We start from the raw sequence: 18,368 nt of genomic DNA, 5'->3' as shown, positions 1-18,368 counted from the left end.
CACTTACATGGAAAGAGAAAGAAGATGCCCTATGACCAAGGAGAGGGCGGCAGGCCTTCCGGCGGACCGGACGCGAGTTTCGAGGGACACTTGCCCGAAAACTCTAAGCCGAGAGTATGTACGTATATATTGGAAAGAAAAATCAGGCTGCCGGAAAAAGCAGCCGTTTCCAGGGAGCTGGATCTGACAGGCGGCTATCTGTTATTCCGCTTCTCGGATTCGCCGGGTCCGGCATTTCCGGCACTTTCGCTGCTGCCTACGGCTCCTTCGAAGAGATATTCCCGGGAAGGGGAGGACTTGTCCATCCTAATCGCGGAGGACAATCCGATGAACCGGAAGCTGTTGCAGACGATTCTGAGAAAGCGCGGGTTCGAACCCGACATCGCGGAGGACGGAGCCGAGGCGGTCGAAGCTTTTGCGCGTAAAGCCTACGATCTCATCTTTATGGATATCGCGATGCCCAACATGGACGGCCTTGAGGCGGCGAGAAGAATACGCCAGGCGGCGCCTGGGGACAACAGTCCCGTCATCGTAGCCGTGACGGCTTACGCCCGCAAAGAGGACCGGGTAAACTGCCTGGCGAGCGGGATGCAGGATTATGTCAGCAAGCCGTTCCGGATCGCGGAAATCGAGGACGTGCTGACGAAATGGATCGGGTATATCAACGGATTGAAAAAATAAAAAACGAAGCTGGTTTTCGGTTGGCGAAAATCAGCTTCGTTTTTTGTTTGGGTGCACACGGGCTGCCGGGACAGCTTATTTTGCTTCATTTGATTCATTAACAGGAGATTGCAGGATGAAACGGGAGGTTAGTGGAAAAACTTAAAAGGTGCTTTGACAAAGCGTTACGGAAATTGTTACACTAGGAGTCCGTCAAAATTCAGGGTTATCCCCGCGGAATAGAACCCTTTACCAAATTCTAACTACGAAAGAAGCGTCTGCATAATGGAAAGCAAATTTGTCAAAGAAACAAGATGTATGAAAGTAGCCCGGGTATTCCCTCCCGATGTAAACAACCACAATACGATGTTCGGCGGTAAGCTGATGTCTTATATCGACGATATTGCCTCCATCTCGGCGTCCAAGCTCTGCCGGGTAACGGCTGTAACGGCATCAACGGACTCCGTCGATTTCCTATACCCGATCCGTCCGTCCGATTCGGTTTCCCTCGAGTCCTTCGTCACCTGGACAGGCAGAACGTCCATGGAGGTGTTCGTTAAAGTCATTACCGAAGACCTGGTGACCGGCGAAAGAAAAATCGCGGCGACCGCTTTTCTGACCTTTGTCGGCCTGGACGATAATAACAAGGCGGTTCCGGTTCCGAGAGTCATTCCCGAAACGGAAGAAGAGAACAAGCTCTACGAAACTGCCGAACACCGGGCGGAAATCCGCAAGGTAAGAAGAGAAGCCAGCAAAACGTTTGCGGACTTCCTAACGGCTAAATATCCTTGGGAATAAGCTCACGGCAGGCAGAATGCGCAAGGCAAAAAGACTTCGGCGGGAAAAACCGGAGTTTTTTTTGTTTGATTCAGCCGGAGTGATAACGGGTAAATAGATGGTTTATTTCCTTTCCGGGATTCGATATAATAAAGGGTAAGACTAACGAAGAATATCGAGGAAGGGATTGAAGGATCGGTTGAAAAATCGGTTGATTGAAAATCGTGTCGCACAGCTGTTGCACGATTCGAACAGTCAGGTTCAAGTCACGCTGGAGTCGCATTTTCCCGGAGGACGGATGGCCGGCGGAAAGTACAATATGGGCCGTCATCTCATCACGTTATATATAGAAGAAATCAAAGCGCAGTGCATGCAGCTTTACGGTTCTCACGACCTGCTGGAAGCGTATGTCGACATTGTGCTTGCCCACGAAATCGGTCACGCCGAGGACGGGGATCTGGACCGTCTGGCTTCCCTGATGGACACGTCGGACAGCGAACTGGAGCGTAGACGGACCGCGCTGCGCATCGAAGAAAACGCTTGGGCTTACGCCCGCGCGCTGCTGCCGGAAACGAGCGGCCCGATGCTCGACGAGATTATCCGGGAGTCGCTGCTGGCTTATCACGAAGCGATAGACGAACTGGAGCTCGAATTCCAGCCGATCGGAGCTTAATTCATCCCGCCTTATGCGCGTATAAAAGAGCGTGGAAGCATGCTGGGCTTTGTCGGTTTACTGCCAATTACAAATAAAAAAACCGGAAGTTTCCGGTTTTTCGGACCCGCAGATTCGTTCCACCCGGAACGGAACCTGCGGTTTTTTTGTTAGGCGGGAACGGAAGCGGGAGTGGATAGCTGATGGCTAGCTGACGGCCGGAAGACTACCGGATGTAGGGAAGCCGGGGATTCTTCGACCGGTAAGAGCCGAGGGCGAACGGAAGATACAGGAGCAGGAAAATCACGAAAGCTGCGGCCTCCAGAGACAGAAGATACCACGGATACGGACCGAGATAGTCGAGGAGGGAAGCACTTTCGGGTTTGCGGGCCAGGAACATGTAGTTGCCCCCGGTGAGGAGGTTCACGGCCCCGACCCCTACAAGCAGCACATTGAGATAGCCCATGGCCAGGAATACGGATTTGAAGGCCGGGCGGAAGCCCTCCACCCAGATCAGATAAAGAACCCCGAGAATGATGGCGATATGAGCGGCAAAAAATTCAAAAAAGCGGAAGTGCGGAAACGCGTACCAGAGTACGGGCGTAGCCAGCGCCATAAGAGCCCCGCCGATTCCGGTGAAATAAACCACATGAAACAGAAGCCTGCTTTTGAAAACCAGCATAAACACACTGAGGTAAAGGGAAATGCTGCAAAGTTCCAGCGGGAGGGTGTACCGGACATCATAGATTCCCTCCGCCGCGTACCACACGTTCAGGCCCGCTTCGCAAAGCACCAGAATAACAGCGATGGCGATTCGTCCCCAGAGAGCCCGGTTTCCCTGCCTGAACCAATTCCTCGCACAATAGAGCGCAAGAACGAGAGCCGCAAAAACCGTTAAAGCCGCCCAATGCGCCCCCGAAAAGGCGGTAAACCCCTCCGCTTCGTTTGCGCCGAAAAAGCGCTCCATCAAGTAAGCCCCCTAGAAACTCGCTTTTTTCATAATATTAACATATTTGCCTGCGTGCCGAAGGTCTTTTTGTAAAAAACCCCCTTTCAAACTACCCGGGATTGGTTAAGTAAGAAGAGAGGAGGTGTTGATTAGGTTATGAGAAACAATGAGGAAGCCAGCAAGGCCGTTTTTTCCAATGAGACTCCTGAGATAACACCCGAGACGCCACCGGAAATCAAGCCGAACGATGTGCCGGAAGTCGCTCCGCGGACGGTGCCCGAAACACCGCCTGCTTCGCCGCCGGAAATCAAGCCGACGGTCACACCCGAGATCAGCCCGCAAAGAAATCCGGAGTTTCCCGACCCGAACAGATAGATTGCTAGAGACGGACCGGACTATTCCGGACGCTCAAAAATTCCGACTTGTCTTTTTCCATTTTCCAACAAAAAATTGGGAAATAATCGCCGAAGGTTTGACAAACATCTCGGCCCATAAGATCTATAATCACATTTATGCGCGTAATCGCACATATCCAAGCGGGTGCGGTCATAAAGTATTTTGTAGAGTACAGGTAAACGCTAATTGATATGCACAGAAGGAGAAGATTAATTGTTTATGGAGAGAAGAGAAGAACCCGTGATTTTGTTCCAAGCTTCGCTGTCTTTAGTCGTGTCTGCAGGGAGTAAATCGCAGGCTGCCGAAACGGCTGCTTTCTTGTTAAACCGGGAAAGCATTGATCTTAGCCCCGTCCAGATGATCAACGAGTATGGAGAGAAAGCCGAGTTCCGGATGGAATCCGTAGATGCGGTCGAGTGGACGCGTGTGGAGGATATACGTGAAGGAGGCCGTTTCAAGGTGTACGGCACGATCCGGCTGAGGCTGAGAACAAGCAGCCCGGAAGATTACGCATCGGTACTTCAAGCAGGCTTATCCGGCTATCACCTGCCGCGCTCGATCATTCACGATCATACGGTATGGGTCATTCCGACCAACTGCGGTCCGGCATTCGCATGTGTGCTGGATGAGAAAGTGTCCTGGAAACCGGCCGTTCAAGAACCCGCTATGCTGGTTGCGGTTGGTTAACGATAAAGACTGTCTCCCCGGGGAGACAGTCTTGTTTTATGTCTTTATCTTTTTCTCATTTCGAAAAACTCGCAGCCGAGACGGTCGTGATAAGTCAACTCGCTGACCCTTGTCTGCACCACAACCGTGGAATCGTCGAAGCGGGTAATTACGGCTCCCGAATCGATAATATGATCGTTTTTGAACACGCGGACCGATGATTGGCGGTCCATGGCTTCTTTAAAATCCTGGTCGGTCGTTAAACGGCGGTTTTGGGACATCGGCAGCTCTCCTTGATCGTTAACACGTTCTTATTTGTAAGTCTTTACCCGCTCTATGTTACCATACATGCCGGAGAGAGTCAGGTCTTTACCGTTAAAAAGGGAACAGCCCGCCGCTGGTAGATTGCTGGAAGTTGCCGCCCGCCACCCCCATATCTTCACTGCGGTACGAAAGGTAAAGGAGAAGGGGGATTGGAAGGATGGAAAAAAAACGGTGTTTATTCTGCGATCAAATCGTGCCGATCGGCCGTGAGGACGGGTACGATTTATATACAGGGTGCTATTGCTCGCCGGATGGCTCCTACGGACTTCACCGGGACAGCTATGACCCTTACAGTGTTTTGTCTTATCAGACCAAACATCTCATGTTTCCCGTCATATCCGCCTATATCCGGGAGCTTACGGACTGCGGGGAGACGGTTCGCCTTACCATTGACGATCTGGAAGGAATCCGGAACTCGCCCCGAGTACCGGTTACGATAGAAGACAAAGGCATCCGGCTTCTGCAATTTTTTCACAGGCACAGCGGAGGCCCCGACGAAGCCGTCGTGCTGCAGCAACTTCCGAAGAGTTACAACTTGACCTATTCGCCGAACCTTCAGGAGCTGATCTATATCATCGAGAAGCTGAAGGAAGAACGGCTTCTCGAACGAATGGGCTCCAGCTTTAAACTGACGGCGCAAGGCTGGAAAACGGCCGAAGAGAGCCTGGGCGGCAAGCGGCTTAAGCCGTGCTTCGTGCTGCTTCCCGAAGACGGGGAGACCCGGCTCCAGTGGACGGAGAAAGTGCTGCCCGTCATTGAGCAATGCGGCTACGAGCCGCGTACGGCGGAGAAAACCGCGAGGGAAAAGGATGCCGACTACAGCCTCCGCATGATCGCGGGAAGCAAACTTCTCATCGCGGACTTGGGCGCACCTGGGCCGGAAGTGTTTCTTGCGGGCGGGTACGCGCTCGGGCGCAATATCCCCGTCATCTGGACGTCCAGACGGGTCGGGGATGAGACGGCCGCATCTCCTTCCGAAAAAATCCGGCCTTTCGTATGGGAATCGGCGGAGGAACTTGCCGCTATTTTGAAACAGCGCCTTACAAGTGAAGTATTTTAGGGACGGCCATCCGAGAGGGTGGTTTTTCTCTTGCCCATTTAGAAACGAAAACCGTAACTTTTCGTCATTTTTTGCGTCCAATAAAACGAACACATGGGGGAGGGCACATAATGAACAATAAAAAATGGGTCGCGGCAGCCGTTTTAGGCTGTATGCTGGCAAGTTCGGCCACAGCGAACGCGTATGAATCGAGATTGAAACCGTTCGGGGATGTGCCGGAGAGCGCCTGGTCCGCCGAACATATTTATACGCTTGCGGCCGTGCAGGCGCTGGACGGCTACCAGGACGGCGGGTTTCGTCCGCTTGCGGCCATGTCCCGCGAAGAATTTATCAAGCTGCTCGTCACGGCGGCAAAAACCGGGTACGATCCGGCTCATCCCGTCACCCTTACGGACGTCGGGCGGGACCGCTGGTCCTACCCGATGATCGGCGCGGCTCTTCAGCGCAGCTGGATCAAAGCGATGGTGGACAGCGGCGGAGCCTTTCATCCGGCACAACCGATCCGCAGGGAAGAGGTGGCCTACGCGATGGGAAGCCTGCTGCTGGACAAGCTGAGCGAAACCGAACGCGCAAGCTGGCTGGAGAGCGGCTGGAAGCGGGAGCAGAGCAGCCGGGCGTTCGCGGACGCGGCGGGAGTCGACGAGGCGCTGAAGCCTTACGTCTATTACGCGGTGAACCGCGGAATGCTGGAAGGCAGCGAGAACGGCCTTGAGCCGGATAAGCAGCTGAGCCGCCAGGAAGCGGCGGCGGTTATCAATCGGCTGCTGCACAAGGAAGCTGCGGACAAGCCGTTGGAGGTCACCGGGTTTTATGCGGTGCAGTCGTATAACAGCCTGGATAAAATGCCTCTGCTGGACCGCGTTGCCCTTGGCTGGTGGCATCTGAGCTACGAAGGCGCCGGCTCCGCAAAGCTCGGTTCGTCGAACGATCCGTTCAAGTTCAATCAGCCTGAGGGCTGGCAGGAAGTGACGGCGGCCGCAAGTTCCGGCAGCACAGCCAAAGAGTTGATGGTGTTTGCCAATAAATCGCACCGCGTGGAAGAGTTTTTGGGCGATGCGGCCGCACGCAAAGCGTTTACGGCAGCGCTTGCGCAAACTCTTTCCGATCCGAAATACGGCTTCACTGGGGTCTGCATCGATTTCGAGGATTTGTACGGAGCGGACAAGAAAGCGGAGTTTGCCGCTTTCCTGAGCGAAGTCAAGGAAGCGGCGAAAGGCAAAACGCTCACCGTAGCGGTGCCTCCGACCTACTATTTCGAAGGCTATGATCTTCCGTCCATAGGAAAGACGGCGGACACGGTCATTCTTATGGCGTACGGGTTTCTGTACAAGCCGGACCGTCTCCCGTCCGCACCTCTTCCCTTGGCTGCCGAAGCCGTGAGGGATACGATCAAAGCGGGCGTGCCGGCTGAGAAACTCGTTCTCGGCATCAGCAAGAAAACGGACCAGTTTATCGATCAGGGCGGAACGACGACCTACGCTTCGCCGGCGAGTTCGGCCGTGGAAGAGCGCCTGAAGAAACCGGGTGTGCAGTCGACCTTATCCGTCCCTTATCTTCTCGGACATATCCGCTATACGGATGGAGGCTCGCATGAATTATTCTACGAGGATTCCGACAGCGTGGACCGCAAAATCTGGCTGGCGCGCTACTACGGTTTAAAAGGTGTTTCCCTGTGGTATATGGGCCAGTTTACGGATAGCGATTGGCAGCGGATCGACGCAGTGAAGTGAGAAATGCCGGAGCTTTGAAACAAAGACAGAAGCCGGGAATGACCGCGAAAAGACGGCTGATCAGAGCCGCATTCGCCATACTGGCCGCCGTATTGTCCGCCATCCTGCTGATTCAGCTTCTTATGACGAAAACGGACGAGAAAAATCTGGAGGAGCTCGGATTGGACAGCGCCCGGTTGTTGACCGGACTGGACCCGGGAGTCGTCCGGAAAATGGACGAGCTGCTGGCCAAAACGGCGGCTATCGGCATTAAGATTGTCATTACGGACGATTTCCGCAGCATGGAAGAGCAGGACAAGCTGTACAGCCAGGGCCGGACAAGCGAAGGAAAAATCGTGACGCACGCCAAGGCGGGCGAGTCTTATCACAACTACGGCCTGGCGATTGATTTTGCCCTGAAAACGAAATCCGGCAAAATCATCTGGGACATGAACGCCGACACGAACGGCGACGGCCGCAAAGACTGGATGCAGGTCGTCGCGATTGCCAAGGAGCTCGGTTTCGAATGGGGAGGGGATTGGACCAATTTCCCCGACTATCCCCATCTGCAGCTGAGCTACGGTTTAAGTATCGCCGAGCTTCAGCGCGGCACGAAAACGGCCCGTTCGGGTCCTTAACGGATATAAAAAGGCGGTTTCACGGGACATTCCCCGGGAAACCGCCTTTTTGTATGTAATTACACGTTCCTCCGGGAATCCGGGCTGAACGTCATACGGTTTTTCCCGCTGCGCTTGGACATATACAGAGCCTGGTCGGCAAGGCGCATCGTTTCGATCGGATCTTCATGATGAAGCGGCCATACCGCCGCGCCTATGCTGCAGCCGATTCTTAACGCTTGGTCGTCCACGAGAAACGGCTCGTTCATTCTCTCCAGAATGCTCCCGGCCAGACGGATAGCGGCGGGATCGGGAGCGGTAGCGCCCGTCGGAAGGACAATGACAAACTCGTCTCCGCCTACCCGTGTCAAGATGCTGTCCGGACTCATTCCTTGTGCGAGCCTGAAGGCGGTCTGCTGGAGAAGCTTGTCTCCGAATAGATGTCCCAGCGAATCGTTTACTTTTTTGAAACCATCGAGATCCAAATAAAGAAACGTCAGAGTCGTCCCGTTCTCTTTCGCCTGCCGCATCGCCTGCTCCAGATAGTCGTCCAGGGCGATGCGGTTCGGGAGCCCCGTCAGCTTGTCGTGAAGGGCCAGATCGGACATATGATCCAGAGCATTCTCGGTTTTCGTCAAGTTATCGACGAGGTTGCGCAGGGAGTCCGATAAGATGCGGATCTCACGGATAAACGTGAAAGCGGGGAACGCGGCAGGCTCGCCTTTTCGAAGCTTATCCGCGGACCGGGTAATTTTTTGCAGCGGACGGACGACCCAGCCTGCGAGAAATGCGGCAAGTATCGCAAATACGAGAGACAGGATAATACCGGCTGCGGTTATGTACGTTTTCAGTTCGCGAACGGACGTGAAGGCGACGTCTGAGGGCTGCCTCACGAGAACGGACCAGCCTAGCCCGGGATAGTCCAGATAGCCGTCACCGTATGCATAGCCGCTCAGATAGGTCTGCCCGTTGGGGTACAACTCTGTCAGCCAGCCGTTGCCTCCTGCCTGAGCCTGACTGATGCTGACCGTATCCAGCGGACGATACAGGGATTCTTTCGGTCCGAGAAGGACCGTATTTTCTTTTTTGCTCACAATGAGCACTTCAAGCTGTTTCATTTGGTCTTTGAGCGGCTGCAGAAGCGTGGCTTCGACTTCCCGGGACCACTCCCAGCTGAGATGGGCGGCGAGAACACCGGTAAGCTGACCCTGCTTGTTGTAGACCGGCGTGCTGATATCGACGAACTGGAGCGGTTCGCCCGACGGATTGGGCAGAAGTTTGGCGAGCAGGACGGCCTCGTGGACGTCTCCGATAAACCGCCCTTTCTTCCCTTCGGTGAAAACGGGTCTGGACGCGATGTTGGTTCCCGTCAATATTCCGTCCGTCGAAGCCGTCACTTTTCCATCGGGATCGATAAAAGCGACCCACGTGTAGGAGGGGAAGCTTTTCTTCAGCTGTTCGAGCAGATTCCTCAGCTCTTTGGCGTCTCCGGCGTCTTCCCGGTAAGAGAGAAGCTCGCTTAAGACCTCGATTTCACCGGCGCGAGACCACATATAATGGTCCAGCTTGTCGGCCATTTGATAAGCGACTTGGGAAAGCGAGGTACCGATCGTTTCCTCGACCTGATGGGTCGTTTTTTTGCCGATCACCGTGCTTAGTACCAGCGTCAGAAGACAGATGACCAAGGCGGAAATCAGGGCAAACGTAGTGCGTAAACTGAGCGACATTCAATGGTCTCCTTGTTCCTGCTAAATCCGGTTCCCGAAAAACGGGAACATCCTTATTTATATCGACATCCGCGGACAGCTTGTTTAGAGATGACGGACGGGTGTAAGGGAAGTGTGAATCCGGATGAATTGCGCATTGACTTGTGAACAAACGTTAGTTTACAATATCTAATATAATACAAACGAAATCAATTAATGTTTGGTTAATGAAAGAGGAGAGAGCGATGAACAGAAGGACAGAGCTGATTCGGCAGTTTAAAGAGACGGAGACGGAAGCTGGAGTTTATCAGATTCGCAATACGACGAACGGCAAGATTTTCGTGGAAAGTTCCCCTAATTTCAAAGGTTTAAACGGGCGGAAGTTTGAACTCAACCTAGGGTCTCATCTAAACAGGGAGCTGCAGAAAGACTGGACGGAGCTGGGGGAGGACCACTTTGTTTTCGAGGTCCTGGAAATCGTCGAGAAGAAAAAAACCGGCTATTTCGACCTGAAGGATGCGCTGAAAAAAATGGAGCAAAAGTGGCTGGACCGCCTTCAGCCCTATGGCGACAAAGGATACAACAGAGAGCCTAGAGCGTAAACGAGCGAAAGAAAGCCAAAGTTAAGAGGTGATGCGTCCGGACGGCGGTGCGCCTCTTTTTTCTTTTTGTAGGCGGGGTCCCGATGTTGGTATAATGGGTGAAAAGATTTCAGGAGCCGGGGGGAACCAAAATCATGACATACATAGCCTCCTTTGATATCGGGACGACCCACGTAAAAGGAATTCTCGTCGACAGGGACGGGGAGCTGTTTCACGAACAGAATGTCCCGCTGACCTGCCGCCAAGAGCCGCCCTTCATTGAGCAGGAGCCCGAGCAGTGGTTTAAAGCGGTAGGCGTCATTGTGAGCGAGTGGCTTAAGGGCGGGATCGGCGCCGGACAAATCGGCCTTGTCGCGCTCAGCGGGCAAATGCAGGACTGTATCCCGGTGGATGAACAGGGGCATGCTGTCCGGCCGGCCGTTCTTTACTCGGACAGCCGCGCGGGAGCCGAAGCCCGGCTTATCTGCGAAGAAATCGGGGAAGAAGAGATCCTCCGGAGCGCAGCCAACCGGATGGACGGAACTTTGACGTTTCCCAAATTGCTCTGGCTGCAAACGCATGAGGCGGACAACTGCGCACGTACAAACTGCTATCTCATTTCTTCGAAAGACTATGTCATCGCGCGTCTGACCGGGGCTTTCGTTACGGACCCGACCTCCGCGGCGACCACGGGGTGCATGGATATCAGGCGGCGGGAGTGGAGGGAGGACTGGCTCGTGCGGATGGGGCTGCCCGCCGGCAAGCTGCCGGACATTCTCCCCTCCGGGGAGACGGCCGGACGGGTGCAAGCGGAGGGCAGCCGGCTTACGGGCCTGGCCGAGGGCACACCCGTGCTGTGCGGCATCGGCGATGCGGGAGCCGCGACGCTTGGCGCCGGTGTCTACGAGCCCGGCGAGGTGTACGCCTACATCGGGACGACCGGTTGGATAGCCGGCGTATCCGGCGGAGTCGCGGACCCTGCGGCAGGCCTGTTCAACCTCGCTTACGCGGAGCCCGGACGCTACATCAATGTCGCTCCGCTGACGAACGCCGGCAATGCCCATCATTGGGCCGCCGAAGTGTTCGGTCCGGAAGCGGCCGGGACGGACGGCCGCGAGATGTACGAGGCGGCTGAACGCCTCGTGGAAGCGTCCGACCGGAGCAGGAACAAGATCTTGTTCCTGCCCTATCTGAACGGGGAGAGATGCCCCGTTCGGGATGAGGAGGCGTCGGGCTGCTTCATCGGTCTGCGTCCTTCCACGACGAAAGCCGATATGGCGGCCGCCGTGCTTGAAGGTGTTGCCTTCGCGATGAAGCAGGTCATGGAGCTGCGCGGAGCGCCTGACCGGACCGCTTCTCTGACCCTTATCGGGGGAGGAGCGAGAAGCCGCCAGTGGTGCCAGATACTGGCCGATGTTTTCGGGACGGAAGTATCCGTTCCCTCGGAATCGCAGTTTCTGCCCTGCCTGGGTGCAGCGGCACTCGGATTTCCCGGCTTGGGATGGGAAAGCAGGTATGAGCGGTTGTGCGAACAGATCAAAAGTAAACGAGACTGCGAAACGTTTAGGCCGGATGCGGAAAAAAAAGCGCATTACGAGGCCAAATATGCCCGCTATTTGAACTTATATCCGGCGCTTGCTCCGGTTTTCCGGCAGGCGGCGACGGAAGCTTAACAAGATGGGAGATTGACATGGAGCACTATCAGACGCTTATCGGGGTGGTTCTGGAGAAATTGAGCCAGTCCCATCAAGAACTGAAATTTAATCTGGACGGGTTGAACAGCGTGCTGGCCAACCATACAGCGGAAGAAATCGCTGCTGTTCCCGAGCTGCTGACGATACGCGAGCTTAGGGACGTTTATGCGGACATAGTCGCGGCGGCGGAAAAGCGTTTCCCGGGCTTGAAGGGATAGCGGTCCCCGCTCGGCAGTAAAGACGCCAAATAAACCGGATCGTGAAGTTTACGATCCGGTTTATTTGCGTTTGCGAGCCCGGCGTCTGCGAGCCCGGCGTCAACGTCCGGATCTCAGCTGTATTTGCCGAGCAGTTCGGCAAGCATGGCTTTCATTTCCGCCAGAAGCTCAGGCGAATCTTTCACGGTTGCTTCACCGCCCAGGCCTATAAAAAACTTCGCGAAATAGGGGAGATCCTCTCTAGAGATGGTTCCTTGGAGTAGGCCGGTGCCATCCTCACGGACCGTAAGCCTGGGTTCCGGCCACGGCTCCGCTTCGCATGCCTCGACCCCATCACGGGTCAATTCCGCGAAAACCGGTACCTCGCCCTGCTCCTTGCGTCCCGCCGACGCCTTGTTCTCAAGGTGAATATGGCGGAGGTCAAGCGGTTCCGCTGCCGAAGGGGCAGCCGAATGAATGCGGTCGCACCGGAACACGCGCATCCCTTCCGACCGGAAACAGTAGGCGGAGCAATACCATAGGCCGTTTCTCGTAAAAATGCCGATCGGCTGGATTTCGCGGTCGGAACTTTTTTCCCGGGATTGATACCCGATGATCAGCACGTTCTGCTGAACGGCCGCATCGAGGAGGGCGGATAAAAAAGGAGAGACAGCCATCCGCGCCGGTGTGATAAAATCCACCCGGTTTTTCATCTGATCGATACGTTCCCGGACATCCTCGGGCATGTACGCGTAAAATTTTTTCAAGGCGGAGGAAGACTCCGTTTCAAACGGAAGGGATGAATAGTGCCGGAGGGCGTGAACGGCGAAAAAGATAGACACGGCTTCTTCTTCGGTGAAGGCGATAGGAGGCAGGAGTCTTTCCCTCAGCACTTGATATCCGCCGTGCGGACCGACTTCCGAATAGAGAGGGACTCCTAATTCACCCAGTTCCTGCAAATCCCGCAAAATCGTTCTCTGCGATACACCGAATTCCCGCGCGAGCTCTCCTACCGTAAACTTACGCTTCCGGTTCACCGTCATCATCAGTTCCATGAGTCGTTTTGATTTGGACATGGTATGGACTCCATTTTTTTAATTATGACAAGAGTTGTCACTATTATGCGTTATACTGAGTACAAAGTCCAGCAACGTTCCCGAAAGGGAGCCCGGAAAAGCCGGTCATACCGGAGGGATTCTTCAAAATTTGAACGATGAAAAGGAGATTAAAAAGATGGAACATCTTAAGGAACAATCATCCGCAGTACGTAACTATTTCAAATCCGGAGCCAACGAGCTTTCTTACGTGGATTACGGCGGTGACGATAAACCGGTTCTTCTGCTGCTGCACGGACATATGAACGATGCGGGAACGTTTACGGATCTGGCCTCTCGGTTGAAAAAAGACTGGAGGGTCATCGGTCTCGATCAGCGGGGACACGGCTGTAGCGAACATCCGGCCGATACGGATTATTCCCGAGAGAGCTACGTCACCGATATCCTAAATCTGGTCCGTCAGGAGCTTGGCGGTCAGCCCGTTGTCATACTGGGCCATTCGCTGGGCGGCATCAATGCCTATCAGTTCGCTGCGCGTCATCCCGAATATGTCCGGGCGGTGATCGTGGAAGACATCGGGGCGGAAATTCACGCCGACCTTTCTTTTGCCGAAAAGCTTCCCGAGCGTTCCGCGACCATGCAGGATTTGAGAGATTCGCTGGCACGGCTGGGACTTAGAGCGATTGATTATTTTTCCGAAAGCGTGTTTGAGGATGAGAAAGGCTGGGGATTCCGGACCGATTTAAAAGGAATGAAGTCTTCCTGTGAAAACAGTAACGGGCAGTGGTGGGAAGACTGGCTCTCGTCGACTTGTCCCATCCTGCTCATTCACGGCAAAAAAAGCTTTGTCATGAACGCCGAACACGCGGAGCTGATGAAATCCCGGAGGCCGAATACTTCTCTTGAAATTTTTGAACATTGCGGTCACGGAGTTCATTCCGACGATCCCGATGGGTATTATGCCGTTGTGAAAAAATTTCTCGACGGTCTAGACGAAAGCAAGAACGTGAATGTGAGAGTGAATGACTAAAAGGGGGAACGACAAAACTAATCGCCTCCGGTTGAAGAAACGGGAAAGGGAGGCAAGCGGTGAAACACAAAAGCAAGAAAACTCTCCGGCGGGGGTGCGGCGTCTTATGACTACGGTCACCCGCAGTATGCAAGCGAACTATTTATAGAAGGAAAAAGAATAGGAAGAAGGGCGAACGGCATGACTTTCTTCCTTTTTTCACGATTTAAAGGCCGGCCAAAGCCAGTATTCCGACCCCTGGGCGACAACAATCAGGTCCAGCCACGTTTCGAAGGAAGCCTTCAGATTAAGAGGCGTATCATCGTTGCAATCCTGCCAGTACAGATAGGAGGGATTTCCTTGCCGCACATCTTCAGAGCGGATAAAAAGTACGGCAGCGTTCAGAAACGCAACGGGATAGCTTCCTTTTGAGAACAGGTACCCGTACTCTTTCCTTACCGCAGCAATATGCTCAAGGCTCAGCAAATTCAAGCCGCCGCTTTGAGAATCCGCATGTTGAAATAGCCCGGCACCGTTATGCAGCTCCAAGAAAAGCCTGTAGTCGTCCGGCAAGGCCCAGTGGTTTTTTGTAAAAAAATTCGTAATCGCGTCCGGCCGGTTCGGAGGCTGGAAAGAGCATACCGTCTCTACCAAATAGCCGTCTCTGCCCTGCAGGGTAAGAACGGAGTTTTGGCGGTATCTCGTTTTTAAGCTCCCGAGAGTTTTTTTCAGCAAAGTTTGTCCCATTCGGATTCTCCTCTAAATGTAGATGAGTGAAAGACAAGGAGGAAGATGTCTTCCTCCTTGTGTCGGGTCAGTATGAGGCCCACCAGCTTGTTAATTGTGAATGTTTTAGAATAGTGTTAGACGAATTGTTATAATTCATAAGAGGAATTAAATTATACACATCATTGCTTCCTCCATATTTTAAAGGCTTCATGTGATGTATCTCAACCTGATTCCAGGAAAACTTGTACGGATTTCCCCAATTTTGGACGTAATGACTTTCGAATTTTGATCGATAGTCACTTGATCTATCTATGGGATTAATGGGAAGATTTGTTGGAGGTACATACAATTTGATTCCAGACTGCGGATCTGAATAGTTAAGTGGATAACTGGCTCCTTTTTTATTTAAAAGAAAGGCGCCCCCTGATTCTGAACCTGCCGGCCAATTTGGATCTTTTTCAGCGTAAATAATATTGTCATATTTCCAAAAATGCGTGTTATAGATTTTTTCAATATCAACAACATCTTCTAATACTCTGGCATCTTCAGATTGTTGGGAATATACTCCATAATAACCAGATTGATTTGTTGATACAAGCATTTTTAACTTAACTTCATACTCTTTAGGACAGCCAACGCCCCAACACTTGGTTACAGTTCCAGTATTAACGATTTCTGCGTTTGTAGTGTCTGGGTTACCTACTACAAAATAAAATTTTACTGAAAAGAAAGCAAGGCTTGATTTATGGGGAGATATTAGTGAAGTATTTTTCCCAGCTTCGATAATACTTTGAACATCCGAAATTTGCTTTTTAGTATTGGTGTCGATCGCCACTAAGTAGGTACCTTCGTTTAATACTTCTAAGTTGCCTTTATATTTTTTTATAGCTTCTGGCTCATAGTCGGTAAGTAACTCGTTAGTATAATCTTTGTCAAGATAACCAAGCTGGTGAAGAGTTTTTAATTGTTCTTTTGCTTTGTTATCCCCTTTCACTAATTTTTGATTATCTTTAGTTGTGTCAGGAAGTGCTTGTTCAGCATACATCGGGGATAACGAGAGACTAATAACTAAGGTAATGACCAATAACAGGGCAAATAAATTTTTCAAGCTAATACCTCCTTAAGTTTTTTGAGAGAGAATAAAAGAAAGTTTTACAAAATCACTTCCTCCAATATTTGTAATTAATTATAAAATATGTAAATTTCAATATCAATACTTCAAGTGAAATGTTTATATTTAAATAAAATTGTTGTAAACAAAAAAAGACCATCTCTCAAGATGGCCTCATTCATCCCCGTGATCTTGCTCCCGGCCCTCCCCGCACAGCAGCAGCGCTTCTTCCCAAGATAAAGAAGGTGCGGCTTGCGCAGGTTTTGGATCGTTAGGACCGAACTCGATTTCGATCAGCTGAACCGGACCGGAGGAATCCGCGAGCAGCGCATGCCCTGCGTCCGGCTCCAGATGGAAAGCATCCCCGGCTTTTACGCGGGTTAACCGCCCGTCCAGAATCAGTTGACCGGAGCCGGACAGCAGGGTCCAGCTTTTTTTCGCGCTGCCGTGGGCCCGGTAGGGAAAGGATTTGCCGGGCAGCAGGGTAATCCGGCGGATAACCGCCTCGGTTTCTCCGCTGTTCTCCGCACTGCCGAGCGTAGTGACGGCGCCCCACCTGTACTCCTCGTACATGGGAGTCCTGCCTTTGCCCGGATTGATCTGTTTGATCCGGCTGCTGCCTGCCTTGCTGGCAACGAGAATTCCGTCCGGGCTTGCCGCTACGATAATCCCGGACACGTCGATGACATGGACGGGGGAAGAAAGCTCGTTGACGATGTGCGTGTCCGCTGAGTCGTCGGATACTTGGCCGGGTCCGACGGCCCGGCTTTCCAGATGCGGAGCCAGCGCTTCCCAGTTCCCCAAGTCATCCCATTTGCCTTCGTAAGGAAGAACGACGATGGGCTCCGTCTTCTCGACGACTTCCTCGTCAAAGCTCAGTTCCGGCAGCTTGTCGTACAAGCCGAGCAGCTGCTCGTAATCGTCCGGCAAACCGCGCGATGCCAGCACCTCCAGCATAAAAGAATTCGCAAAAGCAAACACGCCGCTGTTCCAGAGGGCTCCCCGCGACAAGAGCGCCGAAGCACCCTGTTCGTCCGGTTTTTCCGCGAATTCCGCCACGGAAAGATACGGCGCTGCCTCCTGGTCCCGTGCAGCCGCCGGTACGATATATCCGTACTGGGTGGACGGGAAGGACGGCTTCGTGCCGATTAGAGCCATGCGGGCGCCGGACTGTGCGAGAACGGAGGGGAGGGAGGCGACTTTCTCGAAGAAAGCGGCGTCCACGAACGGATCGGCAGGCATAAAGCAGACGATTTCATCGGGGCTTATGCCCTGGGTGTGCAGATAACGGCTGGCAAGGCCGATCGCCGTAAACGTCCCTCTTTTGTGCGACTCCGCCAAAACGGGAATTTTTTCGCCGATCTGGCTTCGGACGATTTCAAGCTGGCTGAAGTGGGTAACGATAGATGTCGAGCCGAGCAGACCGGCCGCATTCAACTGCCTGCATACCCGCTGCAGCATAGATTCTCTGCCGCCGTCAGGCGCCGGTAACAGCTTCAGAAACGTTTTGGATCGAATTTCGTTCGACAGCGGCCAAAGTCTCTTGCCGGATCCCCCCGACAGCAAAATGATTTTCACGACTCTTCCTCCTTGTCTGAAAAATTGTGGTCAGGAAAATTCGCCGGGCGACCGGCAGCTATTTGGCTTTTTTGGCTTTAAAATAGTAGCCTCCCCGTTTATGAAACGACAGCGAACGGAATTTGCCGGCCCATTTCTCCCTCTCGCTGTTCGGGACGAAACGGATGCTTTTCTTGAATTCCTTGTTGAGGGCGGGTCTTAACAGGGAAGTGCCTGGATACCGGGCATGAACGAAGTTGCCGTACGTTTCGAACTCGGAAAATCCGAACTGCTTGGTGGTATTCAGGTTGTTGAGAATGGCCCTGTACCACGGCATTTTGTGACGGGCCGAGATCGCTTTTTTCAGATGGGACAGCTTGACTTTGTCGTAGAGCATATAGTGATTGACATAGGAAGGGCGGGAAGTGGCTTTCTGTCCCAGAAGCTTGGCATGAATGCGGAAATATTCCGGGTGGCTCCAGCTCCGCGTAAAAAACACCTGCTTGCCGTTTTCAAGAAACCGGTGAGGGCGTATAAGCACGGTATCCGCATCGGTGACGAGGAAATAGCGGTTGGCGCAAATTTTATCGCCGTTGAGTTTCAGCAGCTGCTGGTACAGCCAGCCGGAGCGGTCCCATCGTTTGGAACGGTAACGGATATCTTTTTTCGTCAGCGGGAGAACGGAATTTTCATGCACAAACTTGCATTTTTTAACCTTACAAAGGTTCTTGATCCGGGGACTGTCGGGTGAAACGATATAGATGCTGCCGATCGGATGCTTGACATGCCGGCGAAGGCCGTCAATGACGAAGGGGAGAGTTTCCAAATCTTTGTCGATAGCCGGGATCAGCACATCGATGGGGGTTCTGCCGCTTCCGGAAGCTTCGCTCATACTCGCTTCATCTCCATTTATCAAAAT

20 protein-coding genes are annotated in these 18,368 nt (G+C 53.0%); 12 read left to right on the top strand and 8 right to left on the bottom strand.

Annotation, left to right across the window (positions count from 1 at the left end):
* Positions 1–24 precede the first annotated feature (24 nt).
* The 3 genes from AC58P5_RS04085 (at position 25) to AC58P5_RS04075 (ending at position 2,110) form a co-directional block, all read left to right on the top strand.
* A complete protein-coding gene (locus tag AC58P5_RS04085) occupies positions 25–681 on the top strand; it encodes a response regulator (RefSeq protein ID WP_497384742.1) in 657 nt (218 codons plus the stop codon).
* Between the two features lie 264 nt (positions 682–945).
* Entirely contained in the window at positions 946–1,458 is a 513-nt protein-coding gene (locus AC58P5_RS04080; RefSeq protein ID WP_497384741.1) for an acyl-CoA thioesterase, read from the top strand.
* A 178-nt stretch (positions 1,459–1,636) separates the two neighbouring features.
* A complete protein-coding gene (locus tag AC58P5_RS04075; RefSeq protein ID WP_497384740.1) occupies positions 1,637–2,110 on the top strand; it encodes a hypothetical protein in 474 nt (157 codons plus the stop codon).
* 205 nt (positions 2,111–2,315) lie between these two features.
* Here the strand turns inward: AC58P5_RS04075 and AC58P5_RS04070 are convergent, their stop codons facing one another.
* The gene (locus AC58P5_RS04070; RefSeq protein ID WP_497384739.1) at positions 2,316–3,056 is read right to left on the bottom strand and encodes a YwaF family protein; all 741 of its coding nucleotides are present in this window, start codon (positions 3,054–3,056) and stop codon (positions 2,316–2,318) included.
* Between the two features lie 138 nt (positions 3,057–3,194).
* Between AC58P5_RS04070 and AC58P5_RS04065 the strand changes: the two genes are divergently transcribed.
* Positions 3,195–3,413, top strand: a complete 219-nt coding sequence (locus AC58P5_RS04065; protein WP_497384738.1) for a hypothetical protein — start codon at positions 3,195–3,197, stop codon at positions 3,411–3,413.
* 240 nt (positions 3,414–3,653) lie between these two features.
* Positions 3,654–4,121 (top strand): hypothetical protein, encoded by a 468-nt coding sequence (locus AC58P5_RS04060; RefSeq protein ID WP_497384737.1) that lies wholly within the window; start codon positions 3,654–3,656, stop codon positions 4,119–4,121.
* A gap of 44 nt (positions 4,122–4,165) precedes the next feature.
* On the opposite strand, the gene AC58P5_RS04055 is transcribed toward AC58P5_RS04060, so the two are convergent.
* A complete protein-coding gene (locus AC58P5_RS04055) occupies positions 4,166–4,381 on the bottom strand; it encodes a hypothetical protein (RefSeq protein WP_497384735.1) in 216 nt (71 codons plus the stop codon).
* Positions 4,382–4,581: 200 nt separating this feature from the next.
* Here AC58P5_RS04055 and AC58P5_RS04050 point away from each other — a divergent pair, with 200 nt between their 5' ends.
* The 3 genes from AC58P5_RS04050 to AC58P5_RS04040 all read left to right on the top strand — a co-directional run bounded on the left by AC58P5_RS04050 (position 4,582) and on the right by AC58P5_RS04040 (position 7,831).
* Positions 4,582–5,484 (top strand): hypothetical protein, encoded by a 903-nt coding sequence (locus tag AC58P5_RS04050; protein WP_497384733.1) that lies wholly within the window; start codon positions 4,582–4,584, stop codon positions 5,482–5,484.
* 110 nt (positions 5,485–5,594) lie between these two features.
* Positions 5,595–7,214 (top strand): glycosyl hydrolase family 18 protein, encoded by a 1,620-nt coding sequence (locus AC58P5_RS04045; protein ID WP_497384731.1) that lies wholly within the window; start codon positions 5,595–5,597, stop codon positions 7,212–7,214.
* A 38-nt stretch (positions 7,215–7,252) separates the two neighbouring features.
* Positions 7,253–7,831 carry a M15 family metallopeptidase gene (locus AC58P5_RS04040; RefSeq protein ID WP_497384730.1) on the top strand — a complete coding sequence of 193 codons (579 nt, stop codon included), beginning with the start codon at positions 7,253–7,255 and terminating at the stop codon, positions 7,829–7,831.
* 59 nt (positions 7,832–7,890) lie between these two features.
* Here AC58P5_RS04040 and AC58P5_RS04035 read toward each other — a convergent pair whose 3' ends face one another.
* Positions 7,891–9,537, bottom strand: a complete 1,647-nt coding sequence (locus AC58P5_RS04035) for a cache domain-containing protein (protein ID WP_497384728.1) — start codon at positions 9,535–9,537, stop codon at positions 7,891–7,893.
* Positions 9,538–9,761: 224 nt separating this feature from the next.
* Between AC58P5_RS04035 and AC58P5_RS04030 the strand changes: the two genes are divergently transcribed.
* The 3 genes from AC58P5_RS04030 (at position 9,762) to AC58P5_RS04020 (ending at position 12,009) form a co-directional block, all read left to right on the top strand.
* Entirely contained in the window at positions 9,762–10,118 is a 357-nt protein-coding gene (locus tag AC58P5_RS04030) for a GIY-YIG nuclease family protein (RefSeq protein ID WP_497384727.1), read from the top strand.
* 134 nt (positions 10,119–10,252) lie between these two features.
* On the top strand, positions 10,253–11,770 hold the full coding sequence (locus AC58P5_RS04025; RefSeq protein WP_497384726.1) for a xylulokinase: 1,518 nt from the start codon (positions 10,253–10,255) through the stop codon (positions 11,768–11,770).
* 17 nt (positions 11,771–11,787) lie between these two features.
* Positions 11,788–12,009 (top strand): hypothetical protein, encoded by a 222-nt coding sequence (locus tag AC58P5_RS04020; protein ID WP_497384725.1) that lies wholly within the window; start codon positions 11,788–11,790, stop codon positions 12,007–12,009.
* A gap of 113 nt (positions 12,010–12,122) precedes the next feature.
* Here the strand turns inward: AC58P5_RS04020 and AC58P5_RS04015 are convergent, their stop codons facing one another.
* Positions 12,123–13,064 (bottom strand): helix-turn-helix transcriptional regulator, encoded by a 942-nt coding sequence (locus tag AC58P5_RS04015; protein ID WP_497384723.1) that lies wholly within the window; start codon positions 13,062–13,064, stop codon positions 12,123–12,125.
* Positions 13,065–13,221: 157 nt separating this feature from the next.
* On the opposite strand from AC58P5_RS04015, the gene AC58P5_RS04010 reads away from it, so the two are divergent.
* Complete coding sequence (locus tag AC58P5_RS04010) at positions 13,222–14,073, top strand: alpha/beta fold hydrolase (RefSeq protein WP_497384722.1); 852 nt, start codon at positions 13,222–13,224, stop codon at positions 14,071–14,073.
* A gap of 198 nt (positions 14,074–14,271) precedes the next feature.
* Here AC58P5_RS04010 and AC58P5_RS04005 read toward each other — a convergent pair whose 3' ends face one another.
* The 4 genes from AC58P5_RS04005 to AC58P5_RS03990 form a co-directional block, all read right to left on the bottom strand.
* Complete coding sequence (locus AC58P5_RS04005; protein ID WP_497384721.1) at positions 14,272–14,799, bottom strand: SMI1/KNR4 family protein; 528 nt, start codon at positions 14,797–14,799, stop codon at positions 14,272–14,274.
* Positions 14,800–14,866: 67 nt separating this feature from the next.
* Positions 14,867–15,889, bottom strand: a complete 1,023-nt coding sequence (locus tag AC58P5_RS04000; RefSeq protein WP_497384719.1) for an HNH endonuclease — start codon at positions 15,887–15,889, stop codon at positions 14,867–14,869.
* Positions 15,890–16,066: 177 nt separating this feature from the next.
* A complete protein-coding gene (locus AC58P5_RS03995) occupies positions 16,067–17,470 on the bottom strand; it encodes a sugar phosphate nucleotidyltransferase (RefSeq protein WP_497384717.1) in 1,404 nt (467 codons plus the stop codon).
* 58 nt (positions 17,471–17,528) lie between these two features.
* Positions 17,529–18,341 (bottom strand): DUF6492 family protein, encoded by an 813-nt coding sequence (locus AC58P5_RS03990; protein ID WP_497384715.1) that lies wholly within the window; start codon positions 18,339–18,341, stop codon positions 17,529–17,531.
* Between the last annotated feature and the right edge of the window lie 27 nt (positions 18,342–18,368).

Source organism: Paenibacillus sp. JT31N7 (assembly GCF_059692095.1).
This window is presented reverse-complemented; position numbering and strand designations above follow the sequence as displayed.

Coding starts and splice junctions, on each gene's coding strand:
- AC58P5_RS04085 (WP_497384742.1), top strand. CDS start 25: ATGCCCTATGACCAAGGAGAGGGCGGCAGGCCTTCCGGCGGACCGGAC.
- AC58P5_RS04080 (WP_497384741.1), top strand. CDS start 946: ATGGAAAGCAAATTTGTCAAAGAAACAAGATGTATGAAAGTAGCCCGG.
- AC58P5_RS04070 (WP_497384739.1), bottom strand. CDS start 3,056: ATGGAGCGCTTTTTCGGCGCAAACGAAGCGGAGGGGTTTACCGCCTTT.
- AC58P5_RS04065 (WP_497384738.1), top strand. CDS start 3,195: ATGAGAAACAATGAGGAAGCCAGCAAGGCCGTTTTTTCCAATGAGACT.
- AC58P5_RS04060 (WP_497384737.1), top strand. CDS start 3,654: ATGGAGAGAAGAGAAGAACCCGTGATTTTGTTCCAAGCTTCGCTGTCT.
- AC58P5_RS04055 (WP_497384735.1), bottom strand. CDS start 4,381: ATGTCCCAAAACCGCCGTTTAACGACCGACCAGGATTTTAAAGAAGCC.
- AC58P5_RS04050 (WP_497384733.1), top strand. CDS start 4,582: ATGGAAAAAAAACGGTGTTTATTCTGCGATCAAATCGTGCCGATCGGC.
- AC58P5_RS04045 (WP_497384731.1), top strand. CDS start 5,595: ATGAACAATAAAAAATGGGTCGCGGCAGCCGTTTTAGGCTGTATGCTG.
- AC58P5_RS04040 (WP_497384730.1), top strand. CDS start 7,253: ATGACCGCGAAAAGACGGCTGATCAGAGCCGCATTCGCCATACTGGCC.
- AC58P5_RS04035 (WP_497384728.1), bottom strand. CDS start 9,537: ATGTCGCTCAGTTTACGCACTACGTTTGCCCTGATTTCCGCCTTGGTC.
- AC58P5_RS04030 (WP_497384727.1), top strand. CDS start 9,762: ATGAACAGAAGGACAGAGCTGATTCGGCAGTTTAAAGAGACGGAGACG.
- AC58P5_RS04025 (WP_497384726.1), top strand. CDS start 10,253: ATGACATACATAGCCTCCTTTGATATCGGGACGACCCACGTAAAAGGA.
- AC58P5_RS04020 (WP_497384725.1), top strand. CDS start 11,788: ATGGAGCACTATCAGACGCTTATCGGGGTGGTTCTGGAGAAATTGAGC.
- AC58P5_RS04015 (WP_497384723.1), bottom strand. CDS start 13,064: ATGTCCAAATCAAAACGACTCATGGAACTGATGATGACGGTGAACCGG.
- AC58P5_RS04010 (WP_497384722.1), top strand. CDS start 13,222: ATGGAACATCTTAAGGAACAATCATCCGCAGTACGTAACTATTTCAAA.
- AC58P5_RS04005 (WP_497384721.1), bottom strand. CDS start 14,799: ATGGGACAAACTTTGCTGAAAAAAACTCTCGGGAGCTTAAAAACGAGA.
- AC58P5_RS03990 (WP_497384715.1), bottom strand. CDS start 18,341: ATGAGCGAAGCTTCCGGAAGCGGCAGAACCCCCATCGATGTGCTGATC.